21 protein-coding genes are annotated in these 19,358 nt (G+C 64.3%); 1 reads left to right on the top strand and 20 read right to left on the bottom strand.

Annotated features, from left to right (window positions below; genetic code table 11):
- Positions 1–38 precede the first annotated feature (38 nt).
- The 16 genes from HYN69_RS03335 to ruvC form a co-directional block, all read right to left on the bottom strand.
- Positions 39–1,715, bottom strand: coding sequence for a formate--tetrahydrofolate ligase (locus HYN69_RS03335; RefSeq protein ID WP_108434488.1), 1,677 nt, complete (start codon positions 1,713–1,715; stop codon positions 39–41).
- Between the two features lie 216 nt (positions 1,716–1,931).
- Positions 1,932–2,531 (bottom strand): MOSC domain-containing protein, encoded by a 600-nt coding sequence (locus HYN69_RS03330; RefSeq protein ID WP_108434487.1) that lies wholly within the window; start codon positions 2,529–2,531, stop codon positions 1,932–1,934.
- 124 nt (positions 2,532–2,655) lie between these two features.
- Positions 2,656–4,563: an ATP-dependent zinc metalloprotease FtsH gene (gene ftsH / locus HYN69_RS03325; RefSeq protein WP_108434486.1), complete on the bottom strand. Its 1,908-nt coding sequence runs from the start codon at positions 4,561–4,563 to the stop codon at positions 2,656–2,658.
- Positions 4,564–4,643: 80 nt separating this feature from the next.
- Positions 4,644–5,849, bottom strand: coding sequence for a tRNA lysidine(34) synthetase TilS (gene tilS / locus HYN69_RS03320; RefSeq protein ID WP_230426471.1), 1,206 nt, complete (start codon positions 5,847–5,849; stop codon positions 4,644–4,646).
- A 38-nt stretch (positions 5,850–5,887) separates the two neighbouring features.
- A complete protein-coding gene (ybgF, locus tag HYN69_RS03315; RefSeq protein WP_108434485.1) occupies positions 5,888–6,745 on the bottom strand; it encodes a tol-pal system protein YbgF in 858 nt (285 codons plus the stop codon).
- Positions 6,746–6,748: 3 nt separating this feature from the next.
- Complete coding sequence (gene pal, locus HYN69_RS03310) at positions 6,749–7,282, bottom strand: peptidoglycan-associated lipoprotein Pal (protein ID WP_108434484.1); 534 nt, start codon at positions 7,280–7,282, stop codon at positions 6,749–6,751.
- 87 nt (positions 7,283–7,369) lie between these two features.
- Positions 7,370–8,707 carry a Tol-Pal system beta propeller repeat protein TolB gene (tolB, locus tag HYN69_RS03305; RefSeq protein WP_108434483.1) on the bottom strand — a complete coding sequence of 446 codons (1,338 nt, stop codon included), beginning with the start codon at positions 8,705–8,707 and terminating at the stop codon, positions 7,370–7,372.
- A gap of 119 nt (positions 8,708–8,826) precedes the next feature.
- The gene (locus tag HYN69_RS03300; protein ID WP_108434482.1) at positions 8,827–9,990 is read right to left on the bottom strand and encodes a cell envelope biogenesis protein TolA; all 1,164 of its coding nucleotides are present in this window, start codon (positions 9,988–9,990) and stop codon (positions 8,827–8,829) included.
- Between the two features lie 35 nt (positions 9,991–10,025).
- Positions 10,026–10,493, bottom strand: coding sequence for a protein TolR (gene tolR / locus HYN69_RS03295; RefSeq protein WP_108434481.1), 468 nt, complete (start codon positions 10,491–10,493; stop codon positions 10,026–10,028).
- Between the two features lie 3 nt (positions 10,494–10,496).
- Complete coding sequence (gene tolQ, locus HYN69_RS03290; protein WP_108434480.1) at positions 10,497–11,192, bottom strand: protein TolQ; 696 nt, start codon at positions 11,190–11,192, stop codon at positions 10,497–10,499.
- A 118-nt stretch (positions 11,193–11,310) separates the two neighbouring features.
- Positions 11,311–11,703, bottom strand: a complete 393-nt coding sequence (gene ybgC / locus HYN69_RS03285) for a tol-pal system-associated acyl-CoA thioesterase (protein WP_108434479.1) — start codon at positions 11,701–11,703, stop codon at positions 11,311–11,313.
- 58 nt (positions 11,704–11,761) lie between these two features.
- Entirely contained in the window at positions 11,762–12,721 is a 960-nt protein-coding gene (locus tag HYN69_RS03280; protein WP_108434478.1) for a YihY/virulence factor BrkB family protein, read from the bottom strand.
- A 54-nt stretch (positions 12,722–12,775) separates the two neighbouring features.
- Complete coding sequence (locus HYN69_RS03275; RefSeq protein WP_108434477.1) at positions 12,776–13,399, bottom strand: hypothetical protein; 624 nt, start codon at positions 13,397–13,399, stop codon at positions 12,776–12,778.
- Positions 13,400–13,508: 109 nt separating this feature from the next.
- Positions 13,509–14,534 carry a Holliday junction branch migration DNA helicase RuvB gene (gene ruvB, locus HYN69_RS03270; RefSeq protein WP_108434476.1) on the bottom strand — a complete coding sequence of 342 codons (1,026 nt, stop codon included), beginning with the start codon at positions 14,532–14,534 and terminating at the stop codon, positions 13,509–13,511.
- A 3-nt stretch (positions 14,535–14,537) separates the two neighbouring features.
- Positions 14,538–15,224 (bottom strand): Holliday junction branch migration protein RuvA, encoded by a 687-nt coding sequence (gene ruvA / locus HYN69_RS03265; protein ID WP_108434475.1) that lies wholly within the window; start codon positions 15,222–15,224, stop codon positions 14,538–14,540.
- The gene (gene ruvC / locus HYN69_RS03260) at positions 15,221–15,739 is read right to left on the bottom strand and encodes a crossover junction endodeoxyribonuclease RuvC (protein ID WP_108434474.1); all 519 of its coding nucleotides are present in this window, start codon (positions 15,737–15,739) and stop codon (positions 15,221–15,223) included. Before ruvC ends, ruvA begins: the two co-directional genes overlap by 4 nt.
- A 345-nt stretch (positions 15,740–16,084) precedes the next feature.
- Between ruvC and HYN69_RS03255 the strand changes: the two genes are divergently transcribed.
- Positions 16,085–16,288, top strand: coding sequence for a DUF1127 domain-containing protein (locus HYN69_RS03255; protein WP_108434473.1), 204 nt, complete (start codon positions 16,085–16,087; stop codon positions 16,286–16,288).
- Positions 16,289–16,360: 72 nt separating this feature from the next.
- Here the strand turns inward: HYN69_RS03255 and HYN69_RS03250 are convergent, their stop codons facing one another.
- From HYN69_RS03250 to msrA, 4 genes are all read right to left on the bottom strand, one after another.
- The gene (locus HYN69_RS03250; protein WP_108434472.1) at positions 16,361–16,708 is read right to left on the bottom strand and encodes a hypothetical protein; all 348 of its coding nucleotides are present in this window, start codon (positions 16,706–16,708) and stop codon (positions 16,361–16,363) included.
- 104 nt (positions 16,709–16,812) lie between these two features.
- Complete coding sequence (locus HYN69_RS03245) at positions 16,813–17,691, bottom strand: 50S ribosomal protein L11 methyltransferase (protein WP_108434471.1); 879 nt, start codon at positions 17,689–17,691, stop codon at positions 16,813–16,815.
- Between the two features lie 30 nt (positions 17,692–17,721).
- Positions 17,722–18,579 carry a class I SAM-dependent methyltransferase gene (locus HYN69_RS03240; protein ID WP_108434470.1) on the bottom strand — a complete coding sequence of 286 codons (858 nt, stop codon included), beginning with the start codon at positions 18,577–18,579 and terminating at the stop codon, positions 17,722–17,724.
- A 28-nt stretch (positions 18,580–18,607) separates the two neighbouring features.
- Complete coding sequence (gene msrA, locus HYN69_RS03235) at positions 18,608–19,258, bottom strand: peptide-methionine (S)-S-oxide reductase MsrA (RefSeq protein WP_108434469.1); 651 nt, start codon at positions 19,256–19,258, stop codon at positions 18,608–18,610.
- Between the last annotated feature and the right edge of the window lie 100 nt (positions 19,259–19,358).

The raw sequence follows: 19,358 nt of genomic DNA, 5'->3' as shown, positions 1-19,358 counted from the left end.
GAGGTAAACCCTCGCGCCCCGTTTCGCAAGTCAGGCGGTCAGAACAGCCCTTCGACGTTGCCTTCGTCGTTCAGCCGGATCACCTCGGCCGACGGCACTTTGGGCAGGCCCGGCATCGTCATGATCTCGCCGCAGATCGCGACGATGAAACCGGCCCCTGCCGACAGCCGCACTTCGCGCACCGGAACGGTGTGGCCCGTGGGCGCACCGCGCACGGTCGGGTCGGTGGTGAAGCTATACTGCGTCTTGGCGATGCAGATCGGCAGATGGCCATAGCCCGCCGCTTCCCAGCCCTTGAGCTGGTCGCGGATCGACTTGTCTGCAATCACCTCGTCGGCGTGGTAGATGCGCTTGGCGATGGTTTCGATCTTCTGGAACAGCGGCATTTCGTCGGGGTACAGCGGGGCAAAGTTCGCAGCGCCCGATTCCGCCAGCGACACGACCTTATGCGCCAGTTCTTCGATACCAGCCGAACCCAGCGCCCAATGCTTGCACAGGATCGCCTCGGCGCCCTGTTCGGCCACGAAGGCCTTGACCGCTGCAACCTCGGCATCGGTGTCGCTGAAGAAGTGGTTGATCGCCACGACCACCGGCACGCCGAAGGATTTGACGTTGGCGATGTGGCGGCCAAGGTTCGGGCAGCCCTTCTTGACCGCATCGACATTCTCGGTGCCCAGATCGGCTTTCGCCACGCCGCCGTTCATCTTCATCGCGCGGACCGTGGCCACGATCACCGCCGCGGCGGGTTTCAGGCCAGCCTTGCGGCATTTGATGTCGAAGAACTTCTCGGCACCCAGATCGGCCCCGAAACCGGCTTCGGTGACGACATATTCACCCAGCTTCAGCGCGGTTTTGGTCGCGATAACACTGTTGCAGCCATGCGCGATGTTGGCAAACGGGCCGCCATGCACAAAGGCGGGGTTGTTTTCCAACGTCTGCACAAGGTTCGGCTGCATCGCGTCTTTCAGCAGCACGGTCATGGCGCCATCGGCCTTGATGTCGCGGCAATAGATCGGCTTCTTGGCGCGGGTATAGGCAACGACGATGTCACCGAGGCGCTTCTGCAGGTCTTCGAGGTCATTCGACAGGCACAGGATCGCCATGACTTCCGAGGCAACGGTGATATCGAACCCGGTCTGGCGCGGGAAGCCGTTCGACACGCCGCCAAGCGAGACGACGATATCGCGCAGCGCGCGGTCGTTCATGTCCATCACGCGGCGCCACATCACGCGGCGCTCGTCGATGTCCAGCTCGTTGCCCCAATAGACGTGGTTGTCGATCATCGCCGACAGCAGGTTGTGGGCGCTGGTGATGGCGTGGAAGTCGCCGGTGAAGTGAAGGTTCATCTCCTCCATCGGCACGACTTGGGCGTAGCCGCCGCCTGCAGCGCCACCCTTCATGCCGAAGTTCGGGCCGAGCGAGGCTTCGCGAATGCAGATCACGGCTTTCTTGCCGATGCGGTTCAGACCGTCACCCAGACCCACCGTCGTCGTGGTCTTGCCTTCACCCGCGGGTGTCGGGTTGATCGCGGTGACGAGGATCAGCTTGCCGTCTTTCTTGCCGGCCAGCGACTTGATGAATTCTTGGCTGACCTTTGCCTTGTCATGGCCGTAGGGCAAAAGATGCTCCGAAGGGATACCCAGTTTCGAACCGATCTCCATGATCGGCTTCTTCTTGGCTTCGCGTGCAATCTCGATATCGGTCTTGAAGGCCATGGTCCCGTGCTCCCTTTAGGGGCTCATGCCCCGTTTGCGACTTGATAACGGTCATAGCGCGCTAAGTTGTGGGCTTTTACGACATGTTCCCCGCCATTTTCGCCAGCGCCGGTTTCCGATGGGAAACTCCGGTGGCAGGTCGGAACATCTACCCGGGCGTTGTCGGCCCGGTCGAAGCTGCGCGTGCCGCCGGCTTTCGGCGAAAGATATCCGGCGCTAGCCGCGCCGCGCCAGCGCCAGATGGGGCCAGGCGGGTTGGTCGGGAACATGCAACCGTATGGCTTCCCCGAGCACGAAGACCCCCTCGCGCTCGACCCAGGCCGTCACGCCACGCCGGCCTTGGGCCGCAGGTTTGAAGGCCGCCCCGAAACCCGGATGCCGCGCCTCGATAGGCTTGGCCGGAAGCACGCAAGGCCGATTTTCCATATCGACGACCAAGGTGGCGCCACCCGTCGCCTGCAACCGGCTCGATGGCGGAACCCGGCTGAAATCCGGTATGCCCTCTATGACCATCGTTGCGCCAAGAAGCGCAGGATCCAGCCGGGCAAGCCCCATTTTCGCAGCGATGGAAGCCATATCTTCGGCCGACATGACCGAAAATTGCCGCGTGTTGCGGATCGTCGTACCGCGCGGATACTGCCCCATGACTCGGCTGCACGACGCCCGCGTCAACCCGCCGTGATCTTCGCCCGAGGGTCCGGCAAATGTCGCGTCGAGTTGGTCGACAGGCTCGGCCTCGAGCTGGCGGTTGCGGTCGGGAACACGACCGAGCCATACGATACGGCCGATAAAGGCGGTGGGCTTCAGGGCGGGCATTGCATCACTCCGGAAAACGCGTCGCCATGAAGGGCAAGTCCGGCACGGTGTCCAGCCCCAGTAAGGCGAAAGCTAACAGCCCCGAAGCAGGGCTCGGGGCTGTTCGATCTGCTGGGAGGTCGTATCAGACGGTCGGCTCGGGCTCCAACCCGCCACCCTTTGGTGCTTTGGGCTTGGTCTTGGGGATTGCCGCGATCGATCCGCCGCCCGAGGCGGGACCGGTCTTGTCATCATCGCCGCCCAGTGCTTCGCCCGCCACGACCTTGCGAATCTGGTCGCCGGTCAGGGTTTCGTATTCGAGCAGCCCTCTGGCCAAGCGTTCGAAGTCGTCCGATTTTTCGGTCAGGATGCGATAAGCGGTTTCATAGCCTTCATCGATCAACCGCTTTACCTCGGACTCGATCAAGGTCTTGGTATCGGCCGAAACCGAGAAGCCCGCCGTATTGCCCTGATAGCCTTCGTGCGCCTCGGCATAGTCGATATTGCCGACCTTGTCCGACATGCCCCAGCGCATCACCATCGCCCGTGCCAAGGACGAGGCCTGCTGGATATCGCCTGCCGGACCCGAGGACACACCCTCTTCGCCGTATTTGATGATCTCGGCCGCTTTGCCCGCCATGGTCATGGCGATCTTCTGCTTGCCTTCGTCCTTGTGCATGTTCAGCCGGTCCATTTCCGGCAAGGAAACCACCATCCCCAAGGCACCGCCACGCGGGATGATCGTGGCTTTGTAAACCGGATCACATTTGGGCATGTTCATGCCGACGATGGCGTGGCCCGCTTCGTGATAGGCGGTCTTTTCCTTCTGGTCGTCGGTCAACACCATCGACCGGCGTTCCGCGCCCATCATGACCTTGTCCTTGGCGTTTTCGAAATCGTCCATGGTGACGAAACGGCGGCCCACACGGGCGGCCATAAGCGCCGCTTCATTGACAAGGTTCATAAGGTCCGCACCCGAAAAGCCCGGCGTGCCGCGCGCGATTGTCCGCAGGTCGACATCCGGCCCCAAGGGCACCTTGCGCGCATGCACGCCAAGGATCTTTTCGCGGCCCTTGATATCGGGGTTCGGCACGTGGATCTGGCGGTCGAAGCGGCCCGGACGCAGCAGCGCGGGGTCAAGCACGTCCTTGCGGTTGGTGGCCGCGACGATGATCACGCCCTCGTTGGCCTCGAACCCGTCCATTTCCACCAGTAGCTGGTTCAGGGTCTGTTCGCGTTCGTCATTGCCGCCGCCGATGCCCACGCCACGGGCACGGCCCACGGCGTCGATCTCGTCGATGAAGACGATGCAGGGCGCGTTCTTCTTGGCCTGCTCGAACATGTCGCGCACGCGGCTTGCGCCCACGCCGACGAACATTTCGACGAAGTCGGAGCCTGAGATGGTGAAGAACGGAACCCCCGCCTCACCCGCGATCGCGCGGGCGAGCAGCGTCTTACCGGTGCCCGGAGGGCCAACCAGCAAAGCACCCTTGGGTATCTTGCCACCAAGACGGCTGAACTTCTGCGGGTTGCGCAGGAATTCGACGATCTCTTCCAGCTCTTCCTTGGCCTCGTCGATGCCGGCGACATCGTCAAAGGTCACGCGGCCCTGCTTTTCGGTCAACAGTTTGGCGCGTGACTTGCCAAAGCCCATGGCACCGCCACGACCCCCGCCCTGCATCCGGTTCATGAAGAAAATCCAGACCCCGATCAGCACGAGGAACGGAAGCCAGATGCCAAGCACCGACATGAAACCCGATTGCTGCTGCGCCTCGGCCTTGACCTCGACGCCCTTGGTGATCAGCCGGTCGGCGAGATTTTCGCCTTCGGGCTTGATCGTCACATATTGCGCGCCGTCCTTGCCGCGGACCAGAACGCGCTCGCCATCCAGCGTCACGCTTTGAACATCGCCACTGTCGACGCGGCTGATGAAATCCGAATAGGACAAGCTGCGCGACGACATCGTCGACTGGTTGCCGCTGAACAGGTTGAACAGCGCAAGGATCAGCAGGAACAGAACGACCCAGAACGCGATATTTCGTGCATTGCCCACGAACAGTCTCCTCAAACCGCCACACCCTGAAAAGCAGGGCGCGGCCCTTACCCTCTAAGATAGAGATAACCGACCAAGGTTCAATGCGATAAGTCCGAACTCCTTGGTCGCACCCCTGCCGCAGCCGCAAGAATACCCGCAGGTGCCGCGCAAGAGAGCTGCCAGCCCGCCGCAAAGCGCGCGAGTGGCGCTGCGACAAGCACGTCGCCGCGCCACAGCGCGGGTGCCGCCAGCAAGGACGCACGCGGCAATCCGGTCGCCCGCCAGTCGGGGCATGATCGCAACCCTTCGGCCCCGAGGGCACACATCGTCAATCCTTTGTGATCGCCGCCGGAAATCTTCCATCGGTTGTCCCAAATCGTGTCGGCAGGGGCATTCAGCGCAGCCACGGCCCGCGCCTCGCGCGTTAGCCGCACCGCCCCCTTGGCATGGGTTACACGCACGCCCGCAAGGGTTGCAGCCCTGCCGGCCGCGACCGCATCGCGCAGGCGGATCATATCTGCCCCGCGTGGGCCATATTCCGCCGAAGATATCCACATGACCGCCGCAAGCAGCAATCTTCGGCGCGTTTCGGCGGGCAGTCGGGCGAAACCGACCGCGTCAAACAGCACATCACCCGCCTCGATCCGCGCCACATGTGCGGCGGCATGGGCTGCCTGCGCGTCAAGCGCCTCGCGCACCTCGGCCATCTGAGAGGCCACGGCGGCGAGCGAAGCAACGCTCAATCCCGCGTCGGCCAGCCCCGACAAAGACCGCCGCGCCCGCACACGTGCAAAGCGGTCGTTGGCGTTAGACGGGTCTTCCACCCAAGCCGCGCCCCGCGCCCTTAGCCAGTCGCGCAACTCACCCCGCGACACCGCCAAAAGCGGACGCAGGAACGTCACCCCCCCGACCTCGCGCCGCGCGGCCATGGCCGAAAGCCCGTCGACCCCGGCCCCGCGCGCAAGCCGCATCAGGAAGGTTTCGGCCACGTCATCCTGCGTATGGCCCAAGGCCACCGCCGAAAGCCCGGACTGCCGCGCCCAGGCCGACAGCAGCGCAAGCCGCCCGCGCCGCGCGCTGTCTTGCAGGTTGCCCGCGCCATCCCAGTGCCAATGCAATACGGCATGCGGCACCCCCAGCGCCGCACAGGACCGCGCCACGCCCGCAGCCTCGTCCGCCGCTTCGGCCCGCAACCCGTGGTCTACCGTGGCCACCGACACCGGCACCCCTGCGGCCACAGCCAGATGCAGAAGCGCCATCGAATCGCCGCCCCCCGAAACAGCAAGGCCCAGCGGAGGGTTCACCCCCGCCAGACCCGCCAGAAACCTTTGCTCGATCGTCGTCAGGAGCAGCCAAGCCCCTGCATCGCCGTCTGGGCGTTGCCCGCCTCCAGCGATCCGGGGAAACGTGTCCCCACCTCTTGGAGCGTCACACATGCTTCGGGCGTTTGACCCAAAGCGCCCAAGGCCTGCCCCAGCTTGAGCAACGCCTGACCCGCACGCGGCCCCGACGGCTGGCCGCTGAATGCCTCGAGATAGGACCGCGCCGACCCTGCCGTGTCGCCCAGTTGCGCCAAAGCCTCGCCCCGCAGAAAGGCGGCTTCCTGCGTAAGCGGCCCGCCCGGATAGTTCTGTGCGAAGGTCGCGAACTGGTCGGCCGCGCCCCTGAAATCACCCGATGTATAAAGTGCGTTCGCCTTGTCGAAATCGGCCTTTTCGTTCAGCGCGAGTTCGGGCGCAGCGGCCCCGCCGCCCGGCGTCGCCGGATCGGCCGGAACGGTCGTTCCACCCACGACCGGAGCCACGGGTTCAGCCGCAGCCGCTCCGCCGCCCAGCACGGGCGTTTCCGGCAGGGTGGCCGGATCGCAGCCTTCGGTCGCCTCGCACAGACGGAATTCGATGTCGCCGATCCGGTTGGTGCCATCCGACACCACGCGGTTCAGCTTCAACTCCACCTCTTCGGTCTTGGCTGTCAGCCGCGTCAATTCGGACTCGATCGCATCCATGCGTTGCAGGGCGTCACCGCCGCCCGCACCCGTCCCCGCTCCGGCCGATTGCACCAGTTCAGCCTTGAGACTGGTGAAATCGGCCATCAGCGCGTCAAGCTCGGCCCGGATATCGGCCAGCGTCTGCGCCTTGTCCTGCGCCGAAACGGCGAGAGGCGAAAGCGCAAGCATAAGGATCAATCCGAGCCGGAGCATATCTTAGACCCCCGCGCCAGCCGACAGCACCGTCACGGCGCGGCGGTTCTTGGCATAGCAGGCCTCTTCCGAGCACACCTCGATCGGGCGCTCCTTGCCATAGGACACCGTCTGCATCCGGCTCGGCTGCACGCCCTGCGAAATCAGGAAGTCCTGCACCGCGCTCGCACGGCGCGCACCAAGGGCAAGGTTGTATTCCCGCGTGCCCTGCTCGTCGGCATGGCCTTCGATGATGATCGCATAGCCGGGGTTCGATTGCAGCCACTGCGCCTGACCGATCAGGATATTGCGGCCTTCGGGCGACAGGGTCGACTGATCGACCAGGAACAGCACGCGGTCGCCGACCGATTGGTTGAAATAGGCGATGGACGTGGGGTTGTTCGGATCGCCCAGACCGTTCTGGCCGATGCCGCCCGCGCCGAAGCCGCCCGCGCCATCCGCGCCACCGGCACCGCCCGCACCATAGCGGTCGGGATTGTTACAGGCCGCAAGGCCAAGGGCTGCCACGACAAGCAATGCTTTGGGGAAAAGGGTCATTCGTTTGGTCCTCGTTCTTTTTGGTTTCTTGGCTCGATTGCGGTCATCATATCAGCTTTGCGCGCCCATGTGAATCGGGCGCGGCACTTATGGCAAAAGCGGTGACCATGCCGGGTCCGAAGCTGGCCCCTCGGTCGTGACCTGACGCAGGTTCCGCCCCGAAATATCGACGCTGAACAGCGACGATTGCCCGCCCGCGCCCGCACTTTCGCGCATGAACATGATCACCCGCCCGTTGGGCGCCCATGTCGGGCCTTCGTCTAGGAACGAGGCCGTCAGAAGCCGCTCTTCGCTGCCGTCCGACCGCATCACGCCGATGTGGAAGCGCCCCGCGTTCTGCTTGGTAAAGGCGATGTAGTCGCCCTGCGGCGACCAGACCGGAGTCGAATAACGCCCCGCCCCGCCGGAAATCCGCGTCGCATCGCCGCCACCTGACGACATGACGTAAATCTGCTGCGTCCCCGACCGGTCGCTTTCAAACACGATCTGGCTGCCATCGGGGCTAAAGCTGGGCGCGGTTTCGATGCTGGGCGCATTGGTCAATTGCTGGGTCTGGCCGCTGCCGATATCAAGCTGGTAGATGTCGGTGTTGCCGCCGCGTTCGAGGCTGAACACCACCGTCCGCCCGTCTGGCGAAAAGCGCGGCGCAAAGGTCATGGTGCCTTCCTGCTGCGCCAAAGACTGCACCTGCATGCTGCCCGTATCCATCAGGTAGATGCGCGGGAAACCGCTCTCGTAGCTGGTAAACAAGATCTGGTTGCCCGTCGGCGAAAAGCGCGGCGCCAGCACGATCGACGAGCTATCGGTCAGATAGGCGACGTTCGCCCCGTCATAATCCATAACCGCCAGCCGCTTCTGGCGCTGGTTCTTCGGCCCGCTTTCCGACACGAAAACCACGCGGCTGTCGAAATAGGGGCCTTCGCCGGTGATCCGGCTGTAAACCGCATCCGCCACCTTATGCGCCATGCGCCGCCATGTCGCGGGGGTGCCGACGAACTGCAAGCCGTCGCCCATCTGCTGGCCGCTATAGACATCGAACAGGCGGAACTTGACTACGATCTGGTCACCGCTGGCGCTGACAGCACCGGTAATCAGCGCTTGCGCGTTGATCGCCTTCCAATCCTCATAGGCCACGGGCGCATCGAAGCTGCTGACGCGGCTGATATGGGCCGAGGCCGGAATTTCCCGAAACAGCCCCGTGCCCGACAGGTCGGCCGCGATCACCTGACTGATCTGCGCCGCATAATCGCCCGCCCCGCCATTTTCGGGAATGAACTGCGGCAAGGCAAAGGGCAGCGGCTCGATCACACCATCGGTGATGGTGATCCGCAGCGGCCCGTCCTGGGCATTGGATTGAACGGTGCCACCTACAAACAGGCCAACAGCCAGCGCAAGCACGGGGGCGAGGGTGCGAAACAGGGTCATCGGGTCCTCAGTCTCCTCGGGTCAGGGTCATTGATGCCGCAAGCGGCCCGGAATTGAAAATACGATTGAAACACGAACGCGCGAGGTGCTGATCCGTGCCGCTGATCTGGCGGGGGCGCTCATCTCATACGCATCCCGTTGGGGTCGAAGACCAGTTCAAGCTCTTTCCACTGGTCGTATTTCTCGGGCGGAAGCGGAAAGCCCCGCGAGCCGCAGCGGATGATCGCCCGCCGCGCGGCCTCGAAGGCCTGCCCCGTGGCCACGTCACCGCCGCCAGCGCTGCTGACGATCTTGATCGAGGCCGCGTCGGGCCTGCCATCGGGGTTGACCGAAACGCCAATCACCACCGTGGTGCGAAGCGCCTCCATCGAAAGCGCCCCCACGTTCCAGCAGGCCTGAACCGCCACGCGCATCGCATCGGTTTCGGCCCCCGTCATCGGCGGACCCGAAGGCGCGTTGGACTGCCCACTTGCCGCCCCGCTGTCGGCAGGTTCGGCTGCGGGTTCCCCGGTCGCGGCATCGGCCACCGCTGCCGCAATCGCATCGGCCACGGCATCGTCGGTCGGAGTATCGGGCGCAGGCTCTTGCGGTGCGGGCTCGGCGCTTGCCACCTGTTCTTCAGGCGGTTCTTCCGGCTTGACCAGATCCTTGGGCCGCGACCGCGGCGGCAGGGAAGCCATCGCAGGCAGTTGCGGCGCGTTATCCTCGGTCTCGACCGCTTCGGTCACGATCTGGGTCGTTGCCTCTTGCGGCGCGGCGGGGGGCTGTTCTTCGACCACCGGCGCATCGGGCGCGGCCTGATCCGAAGCCTCGGGCGTTGCCACATCGGCCACATCGGGCGCATCGGTCGGGCTGTCGACCGGCACCGCCGCCACACGGTCCACCGGACGCGGCTTGGGTTTCACATCCGAAGGCGCGACGGGCACCGGCTGTTCGGTATCGGCAAGCGGGGCCACCGGATCGGGCGTCTCGATCGGTTGGGGCGCATCCGATACTGGCACGTCCTGCGGAATATCCTCGACCACGGGCGGCGGATCGACCGGTGTGGGCTGGTCGGGCTGGGCGGGTATCACGGGTTCGGCAGGCTGGACCGCCGCCGGTTCAGCCGGAGCCGCGGCAGGCGAAGCCTTGACCAGGTCATCGAACTCGGACGAGGTCATCAAGGACACCTCGGCCACCGTAACCTCGGGCATATCACTGGGCGAAAACAGCCAGTCGCCCATCACAGCCCAAAGCAGCAGGCACAAATGCCCTGCGGCAGACACGATCTGCCCGGTGGTCATGCCTGTTTCGTCTTGCAAACGCATCGCTTACGCCGTCAGCCGCCGTCGAGCGAAGGACCGCCCGCATCCGTCACCAGCCCGATGTTGTTGAACCCGCCCTTGCTCAGCGCGCCCATCACTTCGGCCACGCGGGCATAGGGAATAGACCCGTCGGCCCGCAGGAAAATCTTGTCCGATGTCCGCTCGGCGGCGATTGCGGTCAGTTTGGGGATCAACTCGTCGGGGCTGATTTCGTTCTTCTGGATCAACAGCTTGCCATCGGCGGTCATGGTGATAGCCAAGGGTTCCTCTTGCTCGGTCGGCAAGGCGTTGGCCGCCGTCTCGGGCAATTGCACCGGAACGCCCACCGTCAGCATCGGGGCCGCCACCATGAAGATGATGAGCAGCACCAGCATCACGTCGATAAAGGGTGTGACGTTGATTTCCGACATCGGCGCGCCACCGCGCCGCCGCCGACCGCGGCGTCCGCCCCCGCCGCCCTTTTTGGCTACACCTGCTCCCATGGCTCAGGCGTCCAGCTGGCGCGACAGGATCGTGGCGAATTCATCGGCAAAGGATTCGTACCCGCCCAGAATGCGCTCGCTGTCGGTGTTGAGCTTGTTGTAGGCCACCACAGCCGGGATCGCCGCGACCAGACCGATTGCCGTGGCCAAAAGCGCCTCGGCGATGCCGGGGGCCACGACCGCAAGGTTGGTGTTCTGGCTGATCGCGATCTGCTCGAAGCTGTGCTTGATCCCCCAGACCGTGCCGAACAACCCGATGAAGGGCGCGGTGGACCCCGTGGTGGCAAGGAACCCCAGCCCCTTGTTCAACACCTCGGCCTCGCGCGCGATTGCCACGTCCATCGCCCGGTCGATCCGCGCCTGCGCGCCTGCGATCAGCCCGCCATCCTGCCGGTGGCTGCGCCGCCATTCCAGCATCCCTGCGGCAAAGATGCGCTGCGACGCACCCTGCGGATCGGGCGCGATGGTTTCGAACAATTCGTCGAGCGGCTCGCCCGACCAGAAGGCGCGGTCGAATTCCTCGGATTCCGTACGCGCCTTGCGAAAGGTCAATTGCCGCTGCACGATGATCGACCATGACCAGAAGCTCATCCCGATCAGGGTCATGAGCACGAGTTTGTTGGTAAGGGTGGCCTTCATGAAAAGGGCCAGCAAGGAGAAATCAATCTCCTGCGCTGCCGCGAGGGTCTGGGTATCCATTACGCCTGCTCTTGTTATAGCCGTCCTGCCGCGGCCTTTAGGGGTGATTCTATCCAAGTTCCACGCCAAATGCCAACACATCTGCGCGACACGGCAACAATCCCCGCTCCGCTTGCCCCTAGCCCGCCGTCAAGAGCGCCCGCAGGTCGGCGGGCATCCGGGCTGCCGACCCTGCATCCGACAGGCAGACCAGCACCACCCGCGCGGTGAACAACGCCTCGTCACCGCGCCAGACCGCCTGATCGAGCACGATACGCGCCCCGCCCAGTTCGACCAGCGCAGTCGTCACGCGCAACAGGTCATCGAACCGCGCAGGGCGCAGGTAATCGGCCTCGACGCGGCGCACGGCAAAGACGATCCCGTGGTCGCGCTTCAAAGCGCCCTGATCGATGCCGAGACCCCGCACCCATTCGCTGCGCGCCCGTTCGATGAATTTCAGGTAATTCGCGTAATAGACGATGCCCGCAAGATCGGTATCCTCGTAATACACCCTGACCGGAAATTCGTGCATCGGCTCCCCCGCGGTTGACCCGACCTAACCGGCCCCCGCGCCCTGCTGCAAGCAAAAGTCACCTGTCCGCCGTCTCGCCCAGCGTATCGGCCACTTCCGCCCCGCGCTGGCCCATCGGCTTTTCGGATCCAGCGGTGGTGTCATGCGCCGTCTGGTGTTCCATCTCGGCATTCACCTCTGCACCCAGCAGAATGACGATGATCGAAATCCACACCCACAGCAAAAAAGCGATGGGTGCGGCCATGGCGCCGTAACTCGCCCCGAAATCGGCAAAACTCTCGAGGTAGACCGAAAATGCCACCGATGCCGCAACCCAGAGCACAGTCGCAAGCCCGCTGCCCCAGGTTACCCATTTCCATTCGGGCGGCGTCCGGCTTGGCGCGAAACGGTAAAGCACCGCCAAGGCCAACCCGATCAGCACCAGAATCAACGGCCAGCGCAGCAGCGACACGACGATCTCGGTCACCTCTCCAAATGGCGCCAATGCCAGCACCGCAGGCAGCACTGCAAGCGCCCCGATCAGCGCGATCAGCAAGACCATCGCCCCCAGGGTAAAGGCCAGCGTGGCCAGCGTAAGCCGCAGGAAGGACCGCTTCTCCTGCTCGTCATAGGCTATGTTCACCCCCTCGAAAATCGCCTTTACCCCACCGTTGGCGCTCCAAAGCGAAATCAGCAGCGCGATGATCGCCGACAGCCCCAGATCACCGCTTTGCGCCCCCGCCAGCCGGGTCATCTGCGTCGACAACAGCTCGGTCGCAGGCCCCGGCATCACGCCCTGCAATAGCGACACATGCTCGGCCACCGTCGCCGGATCTGCGATCAGCCCGTAAAGGGCTACGAAACTGCCAAGCGCGGGAAACAGCGCAAGCAGCAGGTAGAATGTCACCCCCGCCGCGATCAGCAACAGCTTGTCCTCGCCCAGCGATTTCCAGACCCGGAGCGCGATATCCTTCCAGCCCTCGGCCGGAATGTCCCTCGGTCGCACCGCCTCGCGGCCCCGCCCGTTGCCCGTATCCATCAAAGCCTCCTCGCGCCGTTGAGCGGTCCAACGGCGGCAGGGGGCGACTGTTCCCTAATGCAGCGCCGCCATCCGTGCGGCCAGCCGCAATGCGTGGCTCGTATCCCGCGCCACGGGCGGCAGGACGGGATCATAGGCGGCGCGGATCACGCCTGCGATTTCGGGCCGCAAGATCACCTGCCCCGCCGCCAAGGCCAGCGGCGAAACACCCACGAAAGCGGTGTCGGACCACAGCAGGATGGTCTGCACTGCCTGCGACAAAGCAAGCGTTTCCGCCGACACTCCCGCCAGGTCGTCATCCATCCGCACGAACACGAAAGCCGCCTTGATTGCGCCGGCTTCGTCGAAGCGGAACACGCGGTACTGGTTCGCCCCCGCCTTTGCCAGCCGGTCGCACAGCGGCGCAAGGTCAGGAATCAGCCGGTCCAGATTGGGCACTTCGGGCAATTCGGCCCAATCGCGGAGGAAAAATACCATCAGGTTTGCGCCAAGTTCGGTATCCGTTTCGGCCATCTTGTGACCTGCAAGCGTCACCACCGCCTCGACCGCGCCCTTGAGAACGGAAAGTGTCGACTCCTCGACGCCAAAGACCACAGGCACGATGGGCCGCCCCCAGCGGGCACACAGATATTGCCCGTCGGCGCGGGTGAACAAGGCTGCGATCTCGTCCGGTGTCATGAAAACCTCCGACCTGTTTGCCCACCGGCTAACGGATCACCACGCAAGGCTCAATCGCTACCTGCCAGAACCGGCACAGGAAATTCATCGCCGAAGAATTCCGGTCAGGTCAGGCTTCGAACAGATCCGGTTGTCCCGGCCCCTTCGGCACGTCCAGCCCGATATGCCGCCACGCCTTGGCCGCCAGCATCCGCCCCCGTGGCGTGCGCTGGATCAGCCCCTGCTGCAGAAGATAAGGCTCGATTACCTCTTCGATGGCATCCCGCGCCTCTGACAAAGCTGCCGCGATGGTTTCCACCCCCACCGGCCCGCCCCCGTAGTTTTCCGCCAGAAGCAGAATATAGCGCCGGTCAGCGCCATCGAGGCCCAGATGGTCGACCCCCAGCCGCGTCAGCGCGCGGTCGGCAATCGCCTTGGTCAGCCGCCCGTCACCCTCGACCAGCACAAAATCGACCACCCGCCGCAGCAAGCGCCCCGCAACGCGCGGCGTGCCTCGTGCCCGTCGCGCAATTTCGCGCGTGCCTTCGGGATCGGAGGCGATGCCCAGCAACCGCGCGCCGCGCGTGACGATCAGGTCAAGCTCATCCTCGGTATAGAATTGCAGCCGCGTGGGAATTCCGAACCGGTCGCGCAGCGGTGTGGTCAAAAGACCCAGCCGAGTCGTAGCCCCCACCAGCGTGAACGGCTGCAAATCGATTCGCACCGTGCGGGCCGCCGGTCCTTCGCCGATCACCAGATCGAGCGCGAAATCCTCCAAAGCGGGATAGAGCACCTCTTCGACCACAGGAGAAAGGCGGTGGATTTCGTCGATGAACAGCACGTCGCGCGGTTCCAGATTGGTCAGGATCGCCGCCAGATCGCCGGGTTTCGCCAGCACGGGGCCGGATGTCATGCGGAACCCCACCCCCAATTCACGCGCCATGATCTGCGCCAAGGTGGTCTTGCCCAGCCCCGGAGGGCCATGGAACAGCGTATGGTCCATCGCCTCGCCCCGCATCTTGGCACTTTCGATGAAGACCCGCAGGTTGGCCCGCGCCTCGGCTTGGCCGACGAACTCTTCCAGCGTCTGCGGGCGCAGCGCGCGGTCGGTGTCTTCGGCCAAGCGCTCGGGCCGGATGATCGGATCGGGTTCCATCCCTTAGCCCTTCGGCGCGAGCAGTTTCAGCGCCGCCCGGATCAGCGTGGCGGTCGTGGCCTCCGGATCGTCGCCCCCCGCCGCCGCCACCGCCTGCGCCGCATCGGCGGGCGCATAGCCAAGGTTGGCCAAGGCCGAAAGCGCATCGGAGGCCGCGACCGCCCGCGCCTGCGAGGCGTTGGGCAGCGCGGGCTTTACGGCCCGCTTGGGCGCAGGGGCCGCCGCGGCCTCGATCACCTCGTCATCAGCTTCGGCCACGGCCATCAGCCCGCCGCCCGCCGCCATCACCGAATGGGCCTTGGATTTCAGCTCGAGGATCACCCTTTGCGCCAGCTTTGGCCCGACACCGGGTGCCGATTGCACGGCACGCGCATCGCCCAGCGTTATCGCCCGCGCCACGCCTTCGGCCCCGAGCGTGCCGAGGATGGACATCGACGCCTTGGCGCCCACCCCTTGCACGGTGGTGAGCAGCTTGTGCCATTCCTTCTCGAACATGGTGGGAAAACCGAAAAGCTGCAGCAAATCCTCGCGCACCAGCAGTTCGGTATAAAGCGACACGGCCTCGCCCACGGCGGGCAGGCCCATCATCGTGCGGTCGCTGACATGGACGAGATAGCCCACGCCGCGCACGTCGATCAACACCTCGCCCTGACCGCGCCAATCGAGCCGTCCCGAAATCTTGCCGATCATCCCGCCGCCCTTTTCAACGCTTGGGCAAGACGCCCGGCGCTTTGCATATGATGCGCGTGGCAGATTGCGATGGCCAGCGCATCCGCCGCATCGGCCCCCGCAATCACCACACCGGGCAGATGCAGCCGCACCATATGGTCGACCTGCACCTTGGCGGCATGGCCCACGCCGACGACGGTTTTCTTAACCGCGTTCGGAGCATATTCGCCAACCGTAATCCCCGCCTGCGCCGGCACCAGAAGGGCGATGCCCCGCGCCTGCCCCAGTTTCAGCGTCGCCACCGCATCCTTGTTGACAAAGGTATGCTCGACCGCCGCCTGATCGGGGCAGTAGGTGCGGATCACGGCGGTCAGTTGTTCGTAAAGGCTGACCAATCGCAGGGCGAGATCGCCATCACCTGTCCCGGGGGCGGAATGGCATATGCCGTTGGCGACATGGACGATCTTTGCCCCTGCCACATCGATGATTCCCCACCCTAGGTTTCGCAGGCCGGGGTCGATTCCCAAGACGCGCATCTGTTCCCTGCCCTTCACCCGCCGTTTCGGCGCGGTTTTCTTTTGCGGGACAATTAGCACGAAACAAGAACATCGGGCAATCGCTTTAACGCCTATTGCAGGCCGTTGCGCTTGGTGCTTTATGCAGGTGCAGAAACCGACCCGATGACGCGTTTAAGCGACTGCTTCGCGATCGGGTGGTGGTTTTCCTTGCAAACAAAGGGCCACGCGCCTTTAACCTGTCATGCGTGGCGCGCAAGGCTGCAATGCAAGCGCAGCGCTTGTTATGCACCTGCAGCACAGCTATTTCGCTGTCACGAGGCACCGATGCCTCAGCTTTGAGCAGTTTGTAAAAGGATACTAGCCATGGCCGCCTTCGAAACGACCCGTCCGGCGCCGTTCGGCGCCATTTCGATCTTCCGCTTCGTGCAGTTCGTCAGCGACGCCTTCCTGTCGCTCTCCAACTGGAACGACGCCCGCGTCACCCGCAAGGCCCTCGGCAACCTCACCGACCGTGAGCTTGACGATATCGGTCTGTGCCGCGGCGACATCGAGATGATCGGTCGCTGATCAGTCAGTGACCCCGACGTATGCTTGGGCCGTCGACCAATCGGGTCGGCGGCCTTTTGCATTGCCGCGCACCTAAAGTGCGACCCTGACCCGTTTGATCGCGTCAGACACCAGAACCGTCAACGGATCGGCAGCCATAAGCGCCCGCGGCACGCCGGAAAGCGTGGTTTCCGTCGATATCTGTGCCACCCGTTCGGCATAGCCATCGGGACCGAGATGCGCGTGCAGCGCACCCTTCATCCCGAATGCGAAGGCGATTATGAAAAGTCCGGCCCGCAGCGCCGGACGGCGACGCACCGCTTCGCGGCGAAAGGCCGACCGTCCAAGCGCGCCGCCCGCCTCGAAGCCGCGGCCCAGCGCATGTTCGCGGCGCAACCTAAGCACGCGGGCATTGAAATCTTCGCGGTTCGGATCGAACATCACTGGCCCTCGCGCAAGCGTTTCACCAGTGGCAAAATTACGCTTTAACTAAGGCTAAACCTAGGCAGGGGTCCGGAAACGCTGTGTTTCCCGAACGCCCGCAATCAGCCCCGCTTCAGGACCAGCGTCGACCATTCCCCGATGTCATCGCGGCTTTGCAGGGTAAAGCCCGCCGCCAGATAGGCCGCAGTCACCGCCTCGGCCTGCACCACCAGCAAGCCCGACAGGATCGCCAGCCCCCCCGGTGCCACATGCCGCGCCATGTCGGGCGCCAGCTCGACCAGCGGCCCTTTCAGGATATTGGCAAAAACCAGATCGAACGGCCCCGCCTCGGCCAGACGTGGATGCGCGAAACCGGCGGCTTCCAGACAGTCGAGCCGCCCCGTCAGCCCGTTGATGTCGACATTGGCACGCGCCACGTCGACCGCGACCTGATCGATGTCGGATGCGATCACCAGCGCGTCGGGCAAGACCGCCGCCGCCGCCATGGCCAGCACGGCCGTGCCGCAGCCGATATCGGCCACCGATGCAGGGCGGAAGCCGCCCTCGAACAGCCGGTCGAACGCCTTGAGACATCCCAGCGTCGTGCCGTGATGCCCTGTGCCGAAGGCCACGGTCGCCTCGATCTGCAAGGCAACGCGCCCTGCGTCCTGCGGAACTTTGTCGGCGTCATGGCTGCCATACACGAAGAAGCGCCCCGCCTCGACCGGCGACAGCTCTCGCCGGACCTTGGCGACCCAATCGATCTCGGGGATTTCCGACACGGCAAAGGGCTTGGCCCCGAAAGCCATGGCCAGCACATCCAGAACCACCTCGTCGGGCTGTTCGAGGAAATAGGCGCCCACTTCCCAAAGCCCCGAATCGTCCTCGATCTCGAAGACACCAACGCCCGTGGGTTCGGGGTTCATCTTTTCGACGGCTTCGGCCAGCGCCTCGGCGGCATCCTCGCCCATCAGGGTCGTCAGGGCGGAATAGGTCGGCATCGTCAGTCTCCAATCACGGGCAGGAAGGGGTCAGACCTGCCCCAGTCGCATCAGCAGATAGCAGTTGTTCGCAACGAAGGCATCCGACGTTCGCGCCGTGCCGCGCAAACGGCGCGCCAGCTTGTCGCGGCCACGGCTACCCATAAGCGCCCCGATCACGCCGACAGCCAGCCTGCGGACGAAGGGCTTCTTCTCGGTCAACTCGCGGTCGAGTCCGGCCATGCCGACGCCCACCACATTGAAGAACGCCTGTTCCAGATCGATCGATGGCGCAACGCCTTCGGTCACATCTTCTTCCGCCTCGATCTGCAGGCCCGCGCGGGGCAGGTAGGTGCGGAAGTCACCGATCGGATGCCCGCCACCGACCGGCCGGTCGCCACCACCACGACGGAACCCCTCGCGACGGAAGGTATCGCCGATCACGATCACACCGTCTGGCGCAAGCAAGCCCCGCGCCTTGGGCAGCGACACGCCATAATGCATGTACTGGAAGCTTTCCGAGAACAGGCACACGTCAAACGGGCCGCTCACCTGTACGTCTTCGAAATAATCCTCGTGGATCACTGCGCCCTTGGCATTCTCGCGGCAGCGTTCTGCAAGATAGGGAGAGGGCACCACGATTTCCACGCTATGGCCCATGCCGATCAGCCGCTTTGCCGTCTCGCCCGCCCCACCCCCGATGTCGAGGATGCGCAGCCTCCGACCCTGCGGCAACATGGCGAACAGCTTGACGCTATAGGCATCCTGCGCGGGGCCAAGGTTGGCGGCGCGAACCTCGAACCCGGTCCAGAGCCCGTAATGCAGATGCTCTTTGCCCGTCAGCCAACGCGCAAGTGCGACACCCGCCTCAAGTCCCGGCGTGCGGGTGTCGATCTTCTTTTTCGTCACAGGAGCCCCCGAAGCAAACGACCGCGCTTCAGGCGGACAGTCCGATGGGGCAGGTTACGCCGGTCCCGCCGATGCCGCAATATCCGTCGGGGTTTTTCGCAAGGTACTGCTGGTGATAGGCTTCGGCGAAGTAAAACACCGGCACCGGTAGGATTTCGGTTGTGATCGCACCGTAACCCGCGGCTTTCAGCCGGTCCTGATAGACCGACTTGCTGTCGCGCGCGGCTTGGGCCTGCGCTTCGCTATAGGTGTAGATGCCCGAACGATAGGTCGACCCCACATCGTTGCCCTGCCGCATGCCCTGCGTCGGGTCATGGTTTTCCCAGAACAGTTGCAACAACTGCTCGTAGCTGATCATGGCGGGATCGAAGATCACCCGAACCACCTCGTTGTGCCCGGTAAGCTGGGTGCAGGTCTCGGGGTAGGTCGGGTTCGGCGTGTAGCCACCGGCATAGCCCACCATGGTCAGCCAGACCCCCGGCAAAGCCCAGAACTTGCGCTCGACACCCCAGAAGCAGCCCATGCCGAACATCGCCTCCTCCATCCCCGCAGGCACGGGCGATTTCAGCGGCAGGCCGTTGATGAAATGCGTCTCTGCGGTCGGAAGTGGCTCGGCCCGTCCGGGAAGCGCGCGGTCGGGTGTGACCATCTCGGTCTTCTTGCGGTCGAAGAGGAACATGGCGGTCTCCTTTGCTTTGACCCGTTATATAGGGCGCAGAGGCCTCCCGCGCCAGTGCAGCGGAATTTGACGCAAATTCCGCGACGGTTTCTGACGCAGA

Source organism: Gemmobacter aquarius, assembly GCF_003060865.1.
In the GTDB taxonomy this organism is placed as follows: domain Bacteria; phylum Pseudomonadota; class Alphaproteobacteria; order Rhodobacterales; family Rhodobacteraceae; genus Paragemmobacter; species Paragemmobacter aquarius.
This window is presented reverse-complemented; position numbering and strand designations above follow the sequence as displayed.

What these genes read in the sequence shown, in the direction of transcription:
- tolR (WP_108434481.1), bottom strand. Translation starts at nt 10,493, where the DNA reads ATGGGAGCAGGTGTAGCCAAAAAGGGCGGCGGGGGCGGACGCCGCGGT.
- tolB (WP_108434483.1), bottom strand. Translation starts at nt 8,707, where the DNA reads ATGACCCTGTTTCGCACCCTCGCCCCCGTGCTTGCGCTGGCTGTTGGC.
- tolQ (WP_108434480.1), bottom strand. Translation starts at nt 11,192, where the DNA reads ATGGATACCCAGACCCTCGCGGCAGCGCAGGAGATTGATTTCTCCTTG.
- HYN69_RS03275 (WP_108434477.1), bottom strand. Translation starts at nt 13,399, where the DNA reads ATGACACCGGACGAGATCGCAGCCTTGTTCACCCGCGCCGACGGGCAA.
- HYN69_RS03300 (WP_108434482.1), bottom strand. Translation starts at nt 9,990, where the DNA reads ATGACCACCGGGCAGATCGTGTCTGCCGCAGGGCATTTGTGCCTGCTG.
- HYN69_RS03330 (WP_108434487.1), bottom strand. Translation starts at nt 2,531, where the DNA reads ATGCCCGCCCTGAAGCCCACCGCCTTTATCGGCCGTATCGTATGGCTC.
- ruvA (WP_108434475.1), bottom strand. Translation starts at nt 15,224, where the DNA reads ATGATCGGCAAGATTTCGGGACGGCTCGATTGGCGCGGTCAGGGCGAG.
- ruvB (WP_108434476.1), bottom strand. Translation starts at nt 14,534, where the DNA reads ATGGAACCCGATCCGATCATCCGGCCCGAGCGCTTGGCCGAAGACACC.
- HYN69_RS03255 (WP_108434473.1), top strand. Translation starts at nt 16,085, where the DNA reads ATGGCCGCCTTCGAAACGACCCGTCCGGCGCCGTTCGGCGCCATTTCG.
- HYN69_RS03245 (WP_108434471.1), bottom strand. Translation starts at nt 17,691, where the DNA reads ATGCCGACCTATTCCGCCCTGACGACCCTGATGGGCGAGGATGCCGCC.
- HYN69_RS03250 (WP_108434472.1), bottom strand. Translation starts at nt 16,708, where the DNA reads ATGTTCGATCCGAACCGCGAAGATTTCAATGCCCGCGTGCTTAGGTTG.
- HYN69_RS03280 (WP_108434478.1), bottom strand. Translation starts at nt 12,721, where the DNA reads ATGGATACGGGCAACGGGCGGGGCCGCGAGGCGGTGCGACCGAGGGAC.
- ybgF (WP_108434485.1), bottom strand. Translation starts at nt 6,745, where the DNA reads ATGCTCCGGCTCGGATTGATCCTTATGCTTGCGCTTTCGCCTCTCGCC.
- pal (WP_108434484.1), bottom strand. Translation starts at nt 7,282, where the DNA reads ATGACCCTTTTCCCCAAAGCATTGCTTGTCGTGGCAGCCCTTGGCCTT.
- ruvC (WP_108434474.1), bottom strand. Translation starts at nt 15,739, where the DNA reads ATGCGCGTCTTGGGAATCGACCCCGGCCTGCGAAACCTAGGGTGGGGA.
- ybgC (WP_108434479.1), bottom strand. Translation starts at nt 11,703, where the DNA reads ATGCACGAATTTCCGGTCAGGGTGTATTACGAGGATACCGATCTTGCG.
- msrA (WP_108434469.1), bottom strand. Translation starts at nt 19,258, where the DNA reads ATGTTCCTCTTCGACCGCAAGAAGACCGAGATGGTCACACCCGACCGC.
- HYN69_RS03335 (WP_108434488.1), bottom strand. Translation starts at nt 1,715, where the DNA reads ATGGCCTTCAAGACCGATATCGAGATTGCACGCGAAGCCAAGAAGAAG.